Below are 18,540 nucleotides of genomic sequence, written 5' to 3'. Positions count from 1 at the left end.
GGTGCATGGCACTCTTGTGTGCATCCGGTTCATGTTTCAGGCGCGACTTCGGCGGAGGGCTTACAGGGCGCGCCCGCGTAGTTCTTCGGTTGGGTTCCCGGCGTCGGGTACGGATCGGGTCCTACGACGACCCCGTGTCGCTCGTGCAGGCATTCCAGGGGGGGGCTCCCCCCCGCGGGGTCGCGCGGAACGGCGGGGTCGTCGTTGTGTATACCAGCCGAGGAAAAGCCCCCCCGTGGGAGCTCGCGGCCACCCCCCCCCCCTCGGGGAGGGCCCCGGTGAGCGTTGCGCAGTTCGAAGACCGCTCTGGGGTGGAAGTGACCGGAGAGGTCACACCACGCTTCTGATGCAGTATTGACAAACCCATTCCCCCGAGGTACATTGATATCAGACCGGGGGAGTTGAAGAGCGGCTTCCCGGCCTCTCCGCTGTTCGCGGAGAGGCCGTTGCGTTCCGTGACCCATGGTATGGAGACGCTGTCATGATGGAGAAGGTAGCCGAAGGCCTGTTGTGGTATGTTGCCTTCCTGTTCTCAACGACATTGCACGAGGCATCGCATGCCTTCGTTGCATGGCGGCTCGGTGACTCCACGGCATACGAAGGCGGACAGGTCACCCTGGACCCCATCCCCCACATCCGGCGGGAGCCCATCGGTACCGTGCTCGTGCCGATCGTGTCCTTCGTGCTCGGTGGTTGGATGATCGGGTGGGCCAGCGTGCCGTACGATCCCCGGTGGGCCCATGAGTATCCCCGCTCATCGGCAAAGATGTCCGCCGCCGGGCCCGCAGCCAATCTGCTCCTGGCGCTGCTTGCGGCGCTGGCCATCCGTCTGGGCATCGCTGCCGGCATCTTCAACCCGCCCGACTCCATCGACTTCGCGCACGTGATCGAATCCACCGAGGCCGGCGTCCTGACGACCGTGGCGGCATTCATCAACGTGTTCTTCTCTCTGAACCTGCTCCTGTTCATCTTCAATCTTCTCCCGCTGCCTCCGCTGGACGGCAGCGGCATCATTCCGTTGTTCCTGAGCACGGAGCGCGCCCGGAAGTATCTCGAGGTGGTCCATAGCGGCGCCTTCTCCCTTATCGGGATCCTGGTGGCGTGGAACGTGTTCGACTATATCTACGATCCGCTCCATCTGGTCTTCATCAATATTCTGTTTTATCCGATCGCCCAGTATCACTGATCCCCTGGAGTACACCCTGGCGGGGTTGCGACAAACACGTGCGCAGCATCCTCGTACCAACGTCCACCACGCATGCCGATGGAACCGGAACAACGCAAGCTCTGCCCCAAAGTGATCCTCGAGGGTACACGACTGACCTTCAAGACCGACATCGCTTTCGCGCTGAATGAACATCCGCGCATCGTCGGCCCGCGCAAGTACCGCTATCATTCCCCGATCATCTCCGCCGAATGGTGTGCCTTCACCAACTTCCCCTGGGGGAGGGGGTTGATCAATTTCGAGCCGCACGAAGAAGAGATGGCGATGGAGACGTACCGGACCTGGGTGCGTCTCTTCGAACTCCAGCGGTACTATTCGTGGATCATCGACCGGTTCCATATCTCGACGCAGATGCATCAGTACCTTGCGTACGGGAAGAAGTACGATCTCGGGTGGTTGGAGGACCAGCTGCTCCCCCTGGGCTTCCGCCTCGTCTTCTGCACCCGGTCCGCCGATTCGTTCGGAGCAGCCAGGGCAGAGCGGTTGAAGGTCTCGGGAAATCCGAAACAATACGCTGATCTGAGCGTGTTCAAGCGGGAACAGGAGCTGATGGAGGAATTGGTCGCCGTGTCGCGGCTTCCGGTCCTGGTCCTGGATATATCCGACAATGACGTTCCCCGGGCCGTGGAGTCGATCGCCGATTGGCTGGAGGCGACCGGGGGGTTGTACGCGCCCAACGGGGATCCGGGCCACACCGCCTTTTGAGTTTTCCCCGATTTCCTCGTACATTGATGTATCATGGAAGACCTGTTCTACAGAAAGGCCCGGAAGCAGTTCGCCCCCCGCGAGCTGCTGCGCCGCGCTGTGCGCAACAAGCGCCTCACCGCCGTAGTGATCGTCGGCGCGGTGATCCTCGGATTTGCGCTCTTCGGCAAGCAGGGCGTGCGGGCGCGGTTTCAGCTTGAACAGGAAAAATCCTACCTCGAGCAGGAGATACGCAAGGCGGAGTCCGAGTACAAGGCGCTCCAGCAACGCTCCCGTGACCTCGACTCCAACTACAAAGAGATAGAACGGGCCGCACGTGAGAAGTACGGACTCAGCCGTTCCGGCGAGACCGTGTACAGGACCGCCCCGGCCCGCTGATGGATCTCTTCGGCACGGAAACCCCCGACCAGCGCAGGCGGGACGACGTCCCTCTCGCGGAACGAGTCAGGCCTCGTACCCTCGATGAGTTCGCCGGACAGGAGCATCTCCTCGGCGAAGGGAAACCTCTCCGCGTCCTGATCGGCACCGATCGATTGCCCTCCATGATCCTCTGGGGTCCGCCGGGAAGTGGCAAGACCACGCTCGCGCGCCTCGTTGCCGGTACCACCGAGGGCGCTTTCGTTCAGTTGAGTGCCGTCACCGCGGGTGTCAAGGATGTGCGCGCCGTTCTCGAACAGGCATCACGTCGCACCGGCAAACGCACCGTCCTCTTCATCGATGAGATCCACCGCTTCAACAAGGCGCAGCAGGACGCGCTCCTGCACAGCGTCGAAGAGGGGATCGTCACGCTCATCGGCGCCACCACCGAGAATCCTTCTTTCGAAGTGATCTCGCCGCTGCTCTCCCGCTGTCGCGTGTATACACTGGCCCCGCTGGATGAGGCACACCTCCGGTCGATCCTGGACCATGCTGTAAAGACAGATTCCTGGCTTGCATCGAAGCAGGTGCAGGTCGAGGATGTGCGGCGACTGCTCTTCCTTTCCGGTGGGGATGCCCGCATGTTGCTCAACGGACTTGAGACGGCCGTCCAGCTTGCCGAGGGACGGGGCAGCACCGCGCCGGTGACCGTGTCCACGCAGGACCTCGACGAAGCATTCCAGCGCCGCGGCCAGCGCTACGACCAGGCCGGCGAAGAGCACTACAACATCATCTCCGCATTCATCAAGAGCATGCGCGGGAGCGATCCCGATGCCGCGGTCTACTGGCTCGCACGGATGATCGACGGCGGCGAGGATCCGAAATTCATCGCGCGGCGCATGGTCGTGTTGGCCGCGGAGGATGTGGGCAACGCCGACCCGTACGGACTCACGCTCGCGATCTCGGCGTTCAACGCCATCGATGTGATCGGTATGCCGGAAGGCCGCATCGTTCTGGCGCAGTGCGCCACCTATCTTGCGTGCGCGCCCAAGAGTAATGCCTCCTATCTGGCGATCAGCGAAGCCCAGGAGGATGTGCGCCGCGGGCCCGATACCGTGGTGCCGTTGCATCTCCGCAACGCCCCGACCGGCATGATGAAGAGCATGGGATACGGCGATGGATACAAGTACGTGCATGACTTCGACGGCCACTTCGTGCAGCAGCAATACCTCCCCGATCCCCTGAAGGGGAAGGTCTACTACCGTCCGGCCACCACAGGGCGGGAAAAAGACATCCGTGACCGTCTCCTTCGCATGTGGCCGGGAAAGAAACGCCCGTGACGGCATACGGTGGTGGTCCATATCGCCCGGTGCGGCTTCTCTTCCTCGCTGCCTTCTGCTGCGCCGCCCTGACCATGCTCGGCGTGCAGCCGGCCGGTGCGCAATCGCGGCCCGATACCGTCCGGGCACCCGTCGACAGTCTGCGCCTTGCGGCGGACACACTCCGGGCGATGGCCGACACCCTGGCGCTCAAGTCCGATTCAGCCGCGACCTCCTCCGGCATCGATTCCGTTGTGACGTACACCGCAACAGACTCCATCGTCTATGATGTGGCCCACCGCGTCATGCGGTCGCGCGGCAAAGCCACGATCGACTACAAAGAACTCGGGCTCAAGGCGGACCAGATCGACATTCACTGGACGACCTCCCAGCTCTTCGCCCGCGGTTCCGTGGACACGACGGACACCACCGGGCATGGTATGAAAGGCATACCCGACCTCATCGATGGCGGTGAGACCTACCACGGCAGCGAGATCGCGTACAATTTCAAATCGAAAAAGGGGCGTGTGGATCTCGGGAAGACCGCGATGGAGAACGGCTTCTACTACGGGGATGCCATCAAGAAGGCCGAGCCCGATGTCCTGTATGTGGACCACGGACGGTTCACCACCTGCGACCTCGACCATCCACACTATTACTTTGCCAGTCCCACGATGAAGGTCCAGCTGCGGGACAAGGTCATCGCACGTCCGATCTATCTGTACATCGCCGATGTCCCGGTCTTCGCGCTCCCCTTCGGGGTGTTCCCGAGCGACCGCGGGAGGCGGTCGGGGCTCATCGCTCCGGCGTACGGCCAGAGCGCCCGCGGGCGGTATATGCTCCATCTCGGCTACTACTGGGCGATCAATGACTACATGGACTGGAGTGTCCGGGCGGATGGGTACACGAAAGGGAGTTACACGTTCTACTCGGACCTCCGGTATGCGGTGAGGTATCTGTTCAGCGGATCGATCAGCGGGTCGTACGGGCACGTGGTCGGTGTGAACTCAGAGAAGAACGATCCCACGTACACCGTGCAGGATGTGTTCAATGTCCACATCGGACACGCACAGGATTTCAATCCGACCACACGGTTCACGGTCGACTTCACCTTCATGAGCGGGTCGTACTTCCAGAACACCAGCAACTCACTCAACGACCTGTTGCGGCAGAACGTGGTGTCCAATGCGACCCTGACGAAATACTGGGAAGGGACGCAGAACAGCATGACGGTGAACCTGCACCGTGACCAGAACCTGGTTCCCACGGCGGGGAGTGTGGAGCTGAGTGAGGTCCTTCCCAGCATCAGCTTCAATAGAAGTCAGAGCTTTCCCTTCCGTTCGGCGTCATCCGGCGGGAGTGGGGATCTCAAGTGGTACGAGCTGATCGGGTATTCCTACAGCGGCCAGCTGACCAACAACCGCATCACCACACGGCTCGATACGTCCGGGACCACATCGGTCGACGAGCGACGCGGGGTTCAGCACGTTGTCACGGTCAACGCCTCCCCGAAGGTCGGCTATTTCACCCTTGCGCCGTTCTTCAACTATTATGAGAAGTGGTACGACAAGTCGATCAACCGGCAGTTCAATGCCGCGGACAGCAGCATTGCCACCAATGATGTAAAGTCGTTCCGTGCCGTGCGGTATTTCGACATGGGGATCTCGGCGAGCACGCGGTTCGTCGGCATCTTCCAGCCGAACATGTTCGGCATCAAGGGCATACGCCACCAGGTGCTGCCCAGCGTGTCCTATACGTATCAACCGGACTTCTCGAAAGATTCCTACGGATACTATGGATCGTACGTGGATGCATCGGGCGTGCGGCAGCGGTACAGTAAGTTCGAGAAAGAAGTGTACGGCGGCGCGCCGACAGAAGAGCGGCAGGCGCTCTCCTTCCGCATCGGCAACGTCTTTGAAATGAAGACCGCGGCCGATGATACATCCGACCGGACGAACAAATATACGCTCCTGAACCTGGACATTTCCTCGGGGTACAACTTCGCGCGAGACAGCCTCCGGTTTGACGAGGTCTCGACGTCGTTCCGTACGAACATCGGCCAGTATCTGAACATCGGCGGCAGCGCGCGGTACAACCTGTACAAATTCCAGGCCGACACCAACTCCTTCCTGGGTGGCAGGCGCGTGAACAAGCTTCTGCTTGCGGAGTCCGGGCGTTTTGGCGACCTCACCGGATTCTCGATCAGTCTGGGCACCCGGCTCAGCGGCGAAAAGAAGAAGACCACTGCAGGGCCGGTCCGTTCTGCCGAGGACTCTCTTGCGGAGCGGGAGCGTGCGGGGTTCGTGGGGTTGTACGATCAGCAGGCGCCGGATTTCAGCATTCCGTGGAACCTGGACCTCACGTGGAACTATTCGGAAAGCCGGCCCGGCGACCCGCGGTTGTTGTACAGGAGCTCGACGGTCGGCGGAGCCCTCGGGTTCAACCTGACGGAGTACTGGAAGATCACGATGACGGCGAGTTACGATCTGATCAACAAGACCATCGCCGCGCCACAGATCACGGTGTACCGCGACCTGCATTGCTGGGAGATGGACTTTTCCTGGGTGCCGACCGGATTCTACCGGAATTTCAAGCTCGAGATCCGGCTGAAGGCGCCGCAGCTGCAGGACGTGAAGGTGACGAAGCAGGAGAGTGCGAGGGAGATCTTCTAGGAACGGGGGACGTCAGGGTATCACAGCAGGAACTGGACCAGGAGGCGCGGGCAACCGCGCCTTTCTGCTTTTCAGGGTGTCCACTCGGCAAGACAGGTCGGACGGAAAAGGGGACACCGCGTTAGCCTTTTCACGCTGGAATTGACGGTCTCGTGATGGCACAGGAGATGTACAAGCTGAGGCAAGAACCAGGAGGGATCCATCATGAGAATGCTCGTGCGTAACATCCTGATGCTCTCGGTGGGCATCGCCTGTGTGGTGGGTATGACCGGATGCATCATGGTCATTCCCGCGCAGGAAGAGGAGCGGGTCATCATCTACGAGCCCGTACCTCCTCCGCCGCGTCCACCGCGGCCCCATCCGGGACCCGGACATCCACTACCGCCGCCGGCTCCGGCACCTACACCTCATGACCCTCATCCGGGCCGCGGTCCATCAACACCGCCACCGGCAGAATCACCACGGAGGGAGATGGGAAACCGGCGCGACAGTACGCCACCGCCTCAACCCGCGCAGCCGCCGGCAGGCACACGAACCGAAGGGAGGACGCGATGACCATGCGCCCGGCCGCAAGACTCGCGTGTCTTGTCGTTTGTTTCCTGACCCTTCCTGGATGTGCCGCGATCCAATTGTCGTCAACGTATACGCCGCCGACCCACAACGTGCAGGAGACCCGTCCCCTTGAGGTGGACAAGTCGCTTGACTCGGTGTGGATCCAGTTGATCCGCGGCCTGGCAACCAGTCCCTTTGACATCGTCACGATGGACAGACAGACAGGGTTCGTCAGTGCCACATGCATGGGTGATCCGGAGGAGTATGTTGACGGTGGGACCCTCTCCTACGTTGTGATGCACGGTCCCTCCGTGCTGCGCAGCTACAGGTATCCTGCCACGAAGGCGGATACGGCGTGGACGGAGACATATCTTGGGAGTACCTGTCGCGCTGAACGGCAGGTCTATCTCGACGGAAAGGTGAACATTGTACTGCAAGACGCCGGGCCCCATCGGACGCGCGTGACCGTCAACGTACGCTATACCCTCACCATCAATGAGCACTCCCAGCAACCGGGCGGAGAACCGTCGACATCGCAGGAGGTCATTTCATTCACCACGGGTCAACCAGGGCAGTCCCGATCCGGGACGATCTTCCGGTCGACACGCCGATGGGAGGATGCGATCGCTGCCTTGGTACGGTGAAGATTGAAAAGGGATCACTCAGTATAGGCTTTAGGGGTTTGCTACGCAGGTGGTGGCAGGAGGTGGAGGCTCCCTGGCGAGGTTTCTCCACTCCGTGGACGACTGACAGCAATCGTGGTGTATGCCGCTGATCGAAGAATTTGGAGAAACCGAGACGGGGACCTCCGCCTCCTGCGTTTTTCCCGATGCCTCCTGCGTTCCCGATGCCTTCAAAGGCCCGGAGAGACCGAGACGGGGACCTCCGCCCGCTGCTCTCCGATGACAAAGAGAAACCGCCCGACTCGTATGAGCCGGGCGGTCCATTGAGATGCCTATCTGTGCTGCGTATCAGGCCGACTGCTTCTGCTCCTCGTACTTGTAGAGCGGCTCCTTCTTCTTCAGGATCGTATCCTTGGTGATCGTGCAGCTGCTCACGTTCCGCTTCTCGGGGAGGCCGTACATGATCTCCATCATGACCTCTTCCAGGATCGACCGCAGCGCGCGTGCACCGGTTCCCCGTTCCATCGCCTTTGTCACCACCGCCTTCAGTGCGGGCTCTTCGAAGATCAGCTCCACGCCTTCCATGCGGAAGAGGCGCTTGTACTGCTTCACGATGGCGTTCTTCGGCTCGGTGAGGATGTTCATCAGCGCTTCTTCGCTCAGTGCATGCAGCGAGGAGATGAGCGGCAGGCGGCCGACGAATTCGGGGATGAGCCCGAACTTGATGAGGTCCTCCGGCTGCACGAGCTGCAGGAACTCATCCGGGTGCGAATCCTTCTTTCCCTTGATGTCGGCACCGAACCCGACCGGGTTCTTGTTCACACGCCGTGCGACGATCTTATCCAACCCCTCGAACGCCCCGCCGCAGATGAACAGGATGTTCTTGGTGTTGATGTTGATCAGGCTCTGCTCGGGATGCTTGCGTCCGCCCTTCGGCGGCACGCCGGCGATGGTCCCTTCGAGGATCTTCAGGAGCGCCTGCTGCACGCCTTCGCCCGACACATCGCGCGTGATCGACGCACTCTCGCTCTTGCGGGAGATCTTGTCGATCTCATCGATGTACACGATCCCGCGCTCCGCCTTCTCCACGTTGTACTCGGCGTTCTGCAGGAGGTGCACCAGGATGGTCTCGACGTCGTCGCCCACATACCCCGCTTCGGTCAACGTGGTCGCGTCGGCGATCGCGAAGGGCAGGTCCAGGATCCGCGCCAGCGTCTGCGCCAGCAGCGTCTTGCCAGTGCCCGTCGGACCGATGAGCAAGATGTTCGTCTTCTCGATGTCGACGTCGTCCAGCTCGAACAGATGGTCCTTCGCATCGATGCGCTTGTAGTGATTGTACACGGCCACGGCCAGCGACTTCTTCGCGTGCTCCTGTCCGATCACATACTCATCGAGTGCATTCTTGATCTGCACGGGCGTGAGCCCGGCCTTCTGTCCCCTGCGCGCCGTGAAAGCGGCAAGATTGTTCCGGATGATATCCACGGAACTCGACACGCAGATGTCGCAGATATAAACATCGGGCCCGGCGATGATGCTCTGGACCTCCTCGGGCGTACGGCCGCAGAAGGAACAGTGGATCTTATCGCCGTTCTTGGTGCGCTGGCTCATGTGCAGTACCCGGTGGGTCTCCTACTTCTTGATGTCCCGGTCCTTCTTGACGTACACATTGTCAATGAGACCGTAGGTCTTGGACTCCTCTGACGACATGTAGCGGTCGCGGTCGGTGTCGCGTTCGATGTTCTCGATCGGCTGGCCGCAGTGCATGGCCAGGATCTCGTTGAGCTTCTTCTTCGTGCGCAGGATCTCTTCGGCCTGGATGCTGATGTCCGACGCCGTGCCCTGCACGCCGCCCCACGGCTGGTGGATCATGATGCGCGAATTCGGGAGCGCGGAGCGCTTGCCTTTTGCGCCGCCCGCGAGCAGCACCGCACCCATGCTTGCCGCCATACCGATGCAGATCGTGGCGACGTCCGGACGGATGTACTGCATGGTGTCATAGATCGCGAGTCCGGAGGAGACGCTGCCGCCCGGGCTGTTGATGTAGATGTTCACGTCCTTGTCCGGGTCCTCGGATTCGAGGAACAGGAGCTGGGCGATGGTGAGGCTGGCGACGGTGTCGTCGATCGCCGTGCCGATGAAGACGATGCGTTCCTTCAGCAGGCGGGAGAAGATATCATAGGCCCGCTCGCCGCGGCCGGTCTGCTCGACCACCATCGGGACCAGCTGATTGTAGAGTTCATACGGTTTCGTCGTGATGTCCTTGCGGATCATGCTTATGCCCCTTCGGTAAGGATCTTATCCGTGATCTTTGCGTTCTGTTTGAGGAACGCCATGATCTTGTCCGAGAGGATCCGGTCCTTCACCGCTTCCGACTTCTGGTAGTGCGGGAGGAGCTTCTCCTTCTCCAGGCCGATGCGAACGGCCTCCTCGGCGGCGACCTTCTCGATATCCTCATCGGTCACCGTGATCTTCTCTGCATCCGCGATCGCTTCTTTGACCATCATCCACTTCGCCTGCCAGATGGCCTGCGTGCGGCGTTCCTCGCGATACTTCTTCTCGTCGAATCCACGCGGCAGCGCTTTGTCGCGCGACCGCTCGCGGACCTCTTCCACGAACGAGTCGAGCAGCGCTTCCGTGAAGGCATCGGGCACCGTCACCTCGTGCGTGCGCACGATCTCGGAGGAGATGTCATCCGCGACCTTCGCTTCCGAGCGCTCGTTCCAGTAGCGCTCGATGTCGGCGCGCATGGACGCCTTGAATTCGTCCGGCGAGCTCACCTTGTCGCGTGTGATCTTCTTCACCAGTTCCTCGTCAAAGGCGGGGAGCTGCAGCTTTTCGATGCTCTTCGGCGTGATGGCCAACCGGACCTTGTGGCTGTGGTCGCCGTGCTGGTTCTCGTAGCTCGCTTCGAGCGGCGTGCCGACCGCGGCGCCGCGCAGGGCATCGCGCAATTCGGGGGCGATCGTGTGATCGGCCAGATAGAATCGGACGCCGTTGGACTTGCGGCCAACGAGCGGCGTGCCGGCCTCATCCAGTTCCTGCACATCGGCAGTGATGACATGCTCATCGTCGGCTGCCGACTCTGCGGGCGCGGAGGTGCTGTTCGCCTTGAGGATCTGCTGCACTTCCTCGTTCACTTCCTCATCCGTGACCGTGTGCACCGGGCGTTCGACCGCGATGCCCTTGTAGGTCTTCAGTGCCACGGGCGGTTTCAGTTCGTATTCGACGCGGAATTGGAACTTCTCGCCGCGCTTGTAGTCCATGTCCACCATCGAGGGGCGGCCAATGGGGTTGATGTTCTTCTCGTCCATCGCCTGGTGGAAGAACGTGTTGGCGATATCGTCGAGCGACTCATGCTCGATCGCTTCGCCGTAGATCTTCTTGATCATCTCAAGGGGTGCTTTCCCCTTGCGGAACCCCTTTCAGTTCCACTTTGGTGCGGTACTTGGCGTACGCGGCTTCGAAGTGGGGCTGGAGCTCGACGGGTGTGAGCTCGATGGTGGCTTCCTGCTTGACATCGGAGAGTGTGTTGATCGAGACCTGCAACGGACAACCTCGTGACGTTATGAACGGAGTAGTGGAACCTGTTGATTGTCTGTGGGCACAGGGGGACTCGAACCCTCATGGATTACTCCACCAGATCCTAAGTCTGGCGCGTCTACCAATTCCGCCATGTGCCCGTACACCAAGGGAACACTTCCCGGACGCGTCGAATTCCCGCGGCGGGCAGTTCCTCCTTAATACAGTAATGTACAGAAAAGTGCCACGACTTCCAAGTTGGGAAACGGAGGGGGAGGGAGGCTAGAGTGGGAAAAACAGGCGGAAAATGGTGCCTTTGCCGATCGTGGAGTCGACCTCGACGCGGCCACGGTGCTCGTCCATGATCTTCTTAACGATCGACAGGCCCAGCCCTGTGCCGTGCCGTTTGCCGTGCGTGAAGAAGGGCTCGAACAGTCTGCTCCGCACCTCTTCCGGTATCCCGGGCCCGGTGTCGCCGATCCCGATGACCATGTACCCGTTCGTAGAGGCCGTGCTGAGCGTCAGCGTGCCGCCGTCCGGCATCACATCCACGGCGTTACTTGTAAGGTTATAGACCGCGCGGGCAAGTTTATCCACGTCGAGCTGGCATGTGCCGTTGTACTGAATGTCGCGGACCAGAACGATCTTGTGCGACGCGAGGTCGGTTTCGATGAAGCGGACGAGAGGATCGAGGACCTCACCCAATGCGACGCTTTCGATCGAGATCTCGCTCACCCCGTGGGCGAAGTCCAGGATCTCCTCCGCCATATCGTTGAACCGGTCGATCTGCCGTATCATCTGGTCGGCAAGCTGCGCCGGGTCCTGGGTGTGGCTTCCGCGCCGGATGATGTCGGCATAGAGCCGCATCGTTGCCAGCGGGTTCTTGATATCGTGCAGGATCGACGACGCCATGCGTCCCACAGCGCTCAGCCGTTCTCCTTCTACCATTCGCTGGGCGAGTTGCGCGTTCTCCAGCGCCATGGCTGCGTGCACCGAGAGGGCATCGATGAATGCCTCATCTTCGGGCCCGAAGTGGCCTGTGCGCTTGTTCAGCAGCTGAAAGACGCCGATGATCACGCCTTCACGATTGCGCATCGGCATGCAGAGCACCGTTTGCGTCGAGTAGCCGCTCTTCTTGTCGATCTCCGGATTGAAGCGTGCGTCCTGGTACGCATTGGTGATGTTCACGATCTCGCCGGTGCGCGCCACATAGCCCGCGAGCCCCTTCCCGACCGGCAGGCGGATCTCGACCATGTCCACGCCCTGTGCAACCTTCGACCAGAGTTCATCGGTCGCTCGGTCGATGAGATACAGCGTGCCGCGGTCTGCACTGATGCTCCGCGTCGCCACGTCCATGATCAATCCGAGCAGCGAGTCGATGTTGAGCACAGAGTTGACGATCTTGGTCGCCTCGATCAGGAGGCTGAGCTTATCCAGCTTGTTCTTGGAGGCCAGCGCATTCCGGCCCAGTTCCATCACGAAGGTCTGGTCCATGGTGCGCAGGCGGACGCCCAGGTTGTGCAGCAGGTTCAGGGCGATCTGCTGGTTCTTGGCGACAAGTTCGCGGAATGCGTCGGCCGTGATCGTGAGGACGATGCATTCGTCCATGGCGTCGGCGCGTGCGGAGCGGGGGAGGCCATCGATGAGGGACAGTTCGCCGAAAAAGTCGCCGGGGTGCAGCACGGCAAGCAACGATTCAACGCCGAATTTCGTATATTTCTTTATCCGCACCCGCCCCGAACACAGCAGATAGAGCTCACGGCCCTTCGAGTATTCGTCGAAGATCAGATCCCCGGCCGGGATCGTCTGGCGCGTGAAATGGCTGAGGGTCTTCTTGATGACGCGTGGCTGCACGTCGCGGAACAGGATGTTCCGCTCGAGCGCCGCCAGGATCTGGTCGGGTTGCTCCCCCGTACGGCGCGCGGGTGCGCGACGGGTCGTTTTCGCTTTTACGGTGCGGGAGGTGCGATTTTTTTTCATTGAACGACCGGATGATAGGGCTGGGATCCCTGTCACACTAGTGGTCAAAAGTAGCCAAAACCTCTCCCAGAGTCAAGACACCCTCTCGAGCTAGCGGGGATCGCGGCATGTCTTCCGATATCATTCTGCAGACCTTCGGTCTGGGCAAGCGATATGGCAAACGTTGGGCCGTTCGCGACCTTGACCTCACTGTCCACCGCGGCGATGTGTTTGGCTTCCTCGGCCCCAATGGGGCCGGGAAGAGTACCACGATCCGCATGCTTCTCTCCCTGATCAAGCCGACGGCCGGACACGTCGACCTTTTCGGGCGTTCGCTCCAGCGCCATCGCTCGGCCGCGCTCCGGCGGGTGGGCGGACTTGTCGAGCGTGCGGATTTCTACCTGTATCTTTCCGCGCGCAGGAACCTGGAGATCGTTGCGTCGCTCCGGGGGGACGATTCGCACAAGGACATCGACCGTGTGCTGGACATCGTCGGCCTCACCGCCCGCGCCGGCGACCGGGTGAAGGCGTATTCGCACGGCATGAAGCAGAGGCTCGGGATCGCGCAGGCACTCCTCGGTGCGCCGGAGTTCGTCATCCTGGATGAACCGACGACCGGCCTCGACCCGCAGGGCATCAAAGAAGTGCGCGAACTCATCAAACAACTCTCGCAGTCCGGCACGGTCACCATCTTCCTCTCGTCGCACCTCCTTGCAGAGATCGAACAGACCGCCACGCACATGGCCATCATCAACAAGGGCACGCTTGCCGTGCAGGGACGCGTTGCGGACCTCCTCGCCGCGGGCCCGCATCTTGTGCGTATCGATGCGCGCCCGCTCGACCGTGCACTCGAACTCCTGCAAGGTATCCCCGGCGTGGAACGTGCGGAGATCGTCGATGCCTGGATCGAATGCGCCGTGCATCCGGACAGTACGCCGGTGCTCACGCGGACACTCCTGGAAGGCGGGACGGACGTCCATGCGGTGATCCCGCGCCGTTCGCTCGAGGAATATTTCCTCGCCATCACCGAAGGCGCATCGGATGTCCATGTTCCGGCCGGACCCGGCACGCGGAAGGAGGCCTGACCATGAAGAGCATCCTCGGCAATGAGATCGTCAAGACCGCGCTCAAGTGGCGGTCGTACATCTCCTTTATCACGATCGCGCTGATCATCCCGCTCATCGACATCGGGCTGCTGTTCGAAAAGGGCGGCTGGGCACGGGGGATGACGCGCGGGCTGGCGTCCGATTTTCTGATCGTCGGGAACATCAAGAACGGGTACTTCATCACGTACTTCATTCTGAATGCGTTGTGGATCCATGTCCCGTTCCTCATCACGCTGGGGGCGGGTGATCAACTCGCCGGCGAGGCCACCGGCGGCACGTTCCGGTTGTTGCTCACGCGGCCGGTCTCGCGATCCTACATCCTGTTCGCGAAGTATGTGACCACGCTGGCCTATGCAGGCGCGCTGGTCGTGTTCATGGGGGTGCTTTCGCTGGCACTGGGGACGGCGCTCTTCGGAACGGGCGACCTGCTGGTGCCGGGCCGCGACCTCACGATCCTTGCGGAGAGCGACGTGCTCTGGCGGATGGCGGCGGGGATCGCCCTTGCCACGTGGGGCATGTGCACCGTGGCGTCCCTGGCGTTCCTGTTCTCCTCGCTGGTCGAGAATGGCATCGGGCCGATCATTGGCACGATGGCCGTGATCATCGTGTCGTACATCATCGGCAATCTTCCGGTAGAGCTGTTCGCGTCCATGAAGCCGTACCTGTTCACCACGTACCTCGACCTCTGGGCGAAGGTCTTTGAAGACCCCGTGCCGTGGGAGACGATACGGCATTCCATGCTGGTGCTGGGCGGATTCAGTGTTGGTTTTTATGCTGTTACGTGGTATATTTTTCAGAAGAAAGATGTGCTGAGTTGATCGTCCTTCCTCCATCACTCCAGGGTTCCCGCCATGGATCTGCAGCGTATACAAAAGGCACTCAAAGACCGAAAGATCGACGGCTGGCTGTTCTGCGATTTTCACAACCGTGATCATCTTGCCATCCGCATCCTCGGGCTGGACCCGAACCGGATGACCACGCGCCGCTGGTTCTACTTCATCCCCGCGAAGGGAGAACCGAAGAGGCTGGTGCACAGTGTGGAAAAGGGGAAACTGGATTCTCTTCCGGGGAGCAAGACCGTGTATCTCCCGTGGGAACAGTTGCATGCATCGCTGAAGAAGATGCTCGGACCGAAGAAGAAGATCGCGATGCAGTACTCACCGAAGAACAACATCCCCGCGGTGTCGATGGTGGATGCGGGGACGATCGAGCTGGTGAAGAGCTTTGGCCACAAGATCGTGTCGTCCGCCGATCTCGTGCAATTGTTCGAAGCGGTGATCGACGAGAAGGGCTATGCCTCGCACAAGGAAGCCGCGGCGCTTGTGGATGGCGTGCGTGCGGAAGCGTTCATGCGCATCAGCGACGGCATCCGTCACGGCACTGGCGTGTCCGAACTCGATGTCACGAAGTTCATCCTGCAGCGCTTCACGGAGCTCGGCCTCACCACCGGCGATGCCCCGATCGTCGGCTCGAACGAGCATCCCGCGGACCCGCATTTCGAATCCACGCCAGCGAACAACCGTCCGTTCAAGATGGGCGACACCGTGCTGATCGATCTCTGGGCAAAAAAGAACGAGCCGGGTGCCATCTATTATGATATCACCTGGAGCGGCTTCATCGGCAAGGAGCCGCCCGCCGAGTATCGGAAGATCTTCGATGTCGTCATGAACGCGCGTGACGCGGCCGTGGTCTTCGTGAAGGAACGCTTCGCGAAGAAGAAGCCGGTGGCCGGGTGGGAAGTGGACGAAGTGTGCCGCAACGTGGTGAAGAAGGCCGGCTACGGAAAGTACTTCGTGCACCGCACCGGGCATTCGATCGGTGAGGAGACGCACGGGAACGGCGGCAACATCGACAATCTCGAGACGCGCGACGACCGGCAGTTGATGCCGGGGTGCTGCTTCTCGATCGAGCCGGGCATCTATCTCGAGCAGAAGAAGATGGCGGTGCGCACGGAGATCAATATGTTCATCCGTCATGACGGCGTGGCGGAAGTGACGGGCGAGATCCAGCGCGAATTGTTGCTGCTTTGAAGCCATTTTGATCCCGATCATCGGCGTAGGCCCGCCTGAGGGCCCCCTGGAAAAAACACGGATCCCGGGGAAACTGCACCGGAGATGCGAAGCTTTGCGGGGTACTCACAACGTATTTTTCCCAGGGGGCCCTCAGGCGGGCCTCATCACCGGGGTGCTCCCTTCGCAGGAAGGCAGCACCGGGCCGACGCAGTAGCCGAACGTTTCTCTCACCAATCACCTACGGGATACCGCATGGCCGCATCATTCAGCCTCGCAACGTTGCGCAAGGAGTTCCACCCGACTTTCTGGGTGGCCAATATCATGGAGTTGTTCGAGCGGCTCGCCTATTACGGACAGCAGATCGTGTTCATGGTGTATCTGCGCGACGTGCTCGGGTATTCAGAATCGCAGGCGGGCGGCTTCTCCAGCGTGTTCGGGGGGGTGATGTGGCTCTTCCCGATCGTGGCGGGGACGCTGGCGGACAAGTGGGGGTTCCGGCGGGCGTTCATGATCGCGTTCACGATGCTTGCCTTCGGCTACTTCCTGATCGGTTCGCTCGGCATGGCGATGTTCGCGGGACTCTACGGCACGGAGCAACATCCGGTGCTGCTCATGCTGTTCCTCCTCTTCACTGCCATCGGCGGCTCGTTCATCAAACCCTCCGTGCTCGGCACGGTGGCTGTTACCAGCACCGAGGACGGCCGCTCGCTGGGCTTCGCGATCTACTACTGGCTGGTGAACGCCGGGGCGATGATCGGTCCGACCATCGCGTTCTTCGTGCGCGACAGCTTCGGCTACGAGTTCGTGTACCTGGTGTCGGCGGTGAGCTGTGCAGCCATGGTGGTGGTGAACTTCTTCATGTACAAGGAAGTGAAGCCCGAGTCCGGCACACCCGTCGAAACCCTTGCCAAAAAGTTCGTGAACCTGGTCGTCGTCCTCAAGAATTTCCGGTTCATGATCTTCCTCCTGATCTACTCGCTCTACTGGATCATCTTCTGGCAGGAGTTCATAGCGATCCCGTACTACGTGACGGACTACATCGGCAAGGATGCTCCGTATGAGATCTGGCAATCGTGGTCCGGCGCAGGAGCGATCGTGCTCCTGCAGATCCCGCTCAACTGGTACACGAAACACTGGCCCACGCACAAGGCGATCCTCGTTGGTTTCGCGATCTCCTCGCTCATCTGGGTGATCATCGGCATCAATCCCAGTCTGCCCACGATCGTTGCGGGCATCATCGCGTTCGCCATCGGCGAGATGATCCAGGCACCGCGGTACTACGAATACATCTCCGCGATCGCGCCGCCCGGACAGCAGGGGCTGTTCCAGGGGTACGGCTTCCTGCCCATCGCGATCGCCCGCTTTGCCGGCGACCCGATCGGCGGGTGGGTCTATCAGACCGCGAAGGCGAACAACACGCCCGAAATGATCTGGATATCGCTCATCGCCATTGGCGCACTTGCAACGTTGCTCATGGCGCTCTACAACAAGTTCCTGCTTCCGGCATCGCATACGACAGGTTCCGCACAAGCCTGAGGCCGTGTCATGACACACAGAGTCCCTATGGTCTGGTTGCCGATCGTCGCATCGCTTGCGATCGGGTTTGCCCCCGGCGATCCTTCCGGCACGGATATCCTCCGCCGTGTTGAACAGCAGGTTGCCGGCGTCAGGGACTACACCGTGACCCTGGATGTCGTGGCCGACATCGAGCACCTGAAGGTGCCGCCGATGCACGCGACGCTGTACTACAAACAGCCGGACAAGGTGCACATTGCTTCGAAAGGCTTCGCCATGCTGCCGCGTGAGAGCATGGGGATGCAGTTCAGCAGGCTCAATGAGCGGTATGTGGTGGACAGTGTCGCGACGGACCGTAAAGCGTCGCCGGTGATCCACCGGCTGGTGATGCGCCCGCGTGATGAACGGTCTTCGATCCGCAAGATCCTTGTGTTCGTGCACGGGGAACGGTGGACGCCGGAACGCATCGAGATCCCGCAGCCGGGTGGCGCGATGATGAAGGCGGCGTTCGTGTATCAGAAAGTGAATGACTTCTGGTTGCCCCTGCAACTGACGGTGACGTTCGCAACGGGGGCGACGGACAGCGTGGCGGCGGTGCCGGCGAACCCGTTCGGGAGCGGACCAGGCGTGCGCACGGCATCGCGCGGTGCCGGACGCAACGGGACGATCACCGTGAAGTACTCGGATTACCGCGTCAATACCGGTCTCGGGGATGAAGTCTTTGTTGAGACCGGAGAACCAAAATAACGGGTTTTGCGTTGCTTGACTATGGCGGGGGGGACCGTTATATTGGGACCCCAGTTCTTTTCAACGATGGTGCCGGAAAAGGGAATTCCGTCGAATCGGAAGCTGCCCCGCAACTGTGCGTGACAAGCGTTGCACAACCACTGATCGTTCACTGATCGGGAAGGATGCGCAAGCGGTACGAGTCACAAGCCAGGAAACCTTGCCGGCATCGGTATCACGATCACCTTCG

At 60.9% G+C, this 18,540-nt stretch carries 16 protein-coding genes, 1 tRNA gene and 1 riboswitch; of the genes, 11 read left to right on the top strand and 6 right to left on the bottom strand.

Features of this window, described 5'->3' with window-relative positions; translation table 11 throughout:
* The first annotated feature begins 481 nt into the window (after positions 1–481).
* The 6 genes from IPI01_13725 (at position 482) to IPI01_13700 (ending at position 7,474) form a co-directional block, all read left to right on the top strand.
* A complete protein-coding gene (locus IPI01_13725; protein MBK7258827.1) occupies positions 482–1,186 on the top strand; it encodes a site-2 protease family protein in 705 nt (234 codons plus the stop codon).
* A 78-nt stretch (positions 1,187–1,264) separates the two neighbouring features.
* A complete protein-coding gene (locus IPI01_13720; protein ID MBK7258826.1) occupies positions 1,265–1,930 on the top strand; it encodes a hypothetical protein in 666 nt (221 codons plus the stop codon).
* A 33-nt stretch (positions 1,931–1,963) separates the two neighbouring features.
* On the top strand, positions 1,964–2,308 hold the full coding sequence (locus tag IPI01_13715; protein MBK7258825.1) for a septum formation initiator family protein: 345 nt from the start codon (positions 1,964–1,966) through the stop codon (positions 2,306–2,308).
* On the top strand, positions 2,308–3,627 hold the full coding sequence (locus tag IPI01_13710; GenBank protein MBK7258824.1) for a replication-associated recombination protein A: 1,320 nt from the start codon (positions 2,308–2,310) through the stop codon (positions 3,625–3,627). The genes IPI01_13715 and IPI01_13710 overlap by 1 nt, the downstream gene beginning before the upstream one ends.
* Positions 3,624–6,278: an LPS-assembly protein LptD gene (locus IPI01_13705; protein ID MBK7258823.1), complete on the top strand. Its 2,655-nt coding sequence runs from the start codon at positions 3,624–3,626 to the stop codon at positions 6,276–6,278. The genes IPI01_13710 and IPI01_13705 overlap by 4 nt, the downstream gene beginning before the upstream one ends.
* A 551-nt stretch (positions 6,279–6,829) precedes the next feature.
* Positions 6,830–7,474: a hypothetical protein gene (locus IPI01_13700; GenBank protein ID MBK7258822.1), complete on the top strand. Its 645-nt coding sequence runs from the start codon at positions 6,830–6,832 to the stop codon at positions 7,472–7,474.
* A gap of 327 nt (positions 7,475–7,801) precedes the next feature.
* Here the strand turns inward: IPI01_13700 and clpX are convergent, their stop codons facing one another.
* The 6 genes from clpX to IPI01_13670 form a co-directional block, all read right to left on the bottom strand.
* Positions 7,802–9,061 (bottom strand): ATP-dependent Clp protease ATP-binding subunit ClpX, encoded by a 1,260-nt coding sequence (gene clpX, locus IPI01_13695; protein ID MBK7258821.1) that lies wholly within the window; start codon positions 9,059–9,061, stop codon positions 7,802–7,804.
* A 21-nt stretch (positions 9,062–9,082) separates the two neighbouring features.
* Complete coding sequence (clpP, locus tag IPI01_13690) at positions 9,083–9,724, bottom strand: ATP-dependent Clp endopeptidase proteolytic subunit ClpP (GenBank protein MBK7258820.1); 642 nt, start codon at positions 9,722–9,724, stop codon at positions 9,083–9,085.
* Between the two features lie 2 nt (positions 9,725–9,726).
* A complete protein-coding gene (tig, locus tag IPI01_13685) occupies positions 9,727–10,842 on the bottom strand; it encodes a trigger factor (protein MBK7258819.1) in 1,116 nt (371 codons plus the stop codon).
* Between the two features lies 1 nt (position 10,843).
* Entirely contained in the window at positions 10,844–10,999 is a 156-nt protein-coding gene (locus tag IPI01_13680) for a hypothetical protein (protein ID MBK7258818.1), read from the bottom strand.
* A gap of 52 nt (positions 11,000–11,051) precedes the next feature.
* Positions 11,052–11,133: transfer RNA gene (locus IPI01_13675), tRNA-Leu, on the bottom strand.
* A gap of 121 nt (positions 11,134–11,254) precedes the next feature.
* The gene (locus IPI01_13670) at positions 11,255–12,952 is read right to left on the bottom strand and encodes a cyclic nucleotide-binding domain-containing protein (protein MBK7258817.1); all 1,698 of its coding nucleotides are present in this window, start codon (positions 12,950–12,952) and stop codon (positions 11,255–11,257) included.
* Positions 12,953–13,059: 107 nt separating this feature from the next.
* On the opposite strand from IPI01_13670, the gene IPI01_13665 reads away from it, so the two are divergent.
* The 5 genes from IPI01_13665 (at position 13,060) to IPI01_13645 (ending at position 18,311) form a co-directional block, all read left to right on the top strand.
* Entirely contained in the window at positions 13,060–14,016 is a 957-nt protein-coding gene (locus tag IPI01_13665; GenBank protein ID MBK7258816.1) for an ATP-binding cassette domain-containing protein, read from the top strand.
* Between the two features lie 2 nt (positions 14,017–14,018).
* Positions 14,019–14,855: an ABC transporter permease subunit gene (locus tag IPI01_13660; protein ID MBK7258815.1), complete on the top strand. Its 837-nt coding sequence runs from the start codon at positions 14,019–14,021 to the stop codon at positions 14,853–14,855.
* A 33-nt stretch (positions 14,856–14,888) separates the two neighbouring features.
* Entirely contained in the window at positions 14,889–16,067 is a 1,179-nt protein-coding gene (locus IPI01_13655; protein MBK7258814.1) for an aminopeptidase P family protein, read from the top strand.
* A 234-nt stretch (positions 16,068–16,301) separates the two neighbouring features.
* Entirely contained in the window at positions 16,302–17,585 is a 1,284-nt protein-coding gene (locus IPI01_13650) for an MFS transporter (GenBank protein MBK7258813.1), read from the top strand.
* A 9-nt stretch (positions 17,586–17,594) separates the two neighbouring features.
* Entirely contained in the window at positions 17,595–18,311 is a 717-nt protein-coding gene (locus tag IPI01_13645) for a hypothetical protein (protein MBK7258812.1), read from the top strand.
* A gap of 34 nt (positions 18,312–18,345) precedes the next feature.
* Positions 18,346–18,533: riboswitch (cobalamin riboswitch) on the top strand.
* Positions 18,534–18,540: the final 7 nt, after the last annotated feature.

Source organism: Ignavibacteriota bacterium (assembly GCA_016707525.1).
In the GTDB taxonomy this organism is placed as follows: Bacteria; Bacteroidota; Ignavibacteria; order UBA10030; family UBA6906; genus JAGDMK01.
The sequence above is the reverse complement of the archived record's forward strand: the minus strand, read 5'-3'. Positions and strand labels throughout refer to the sequence as shown.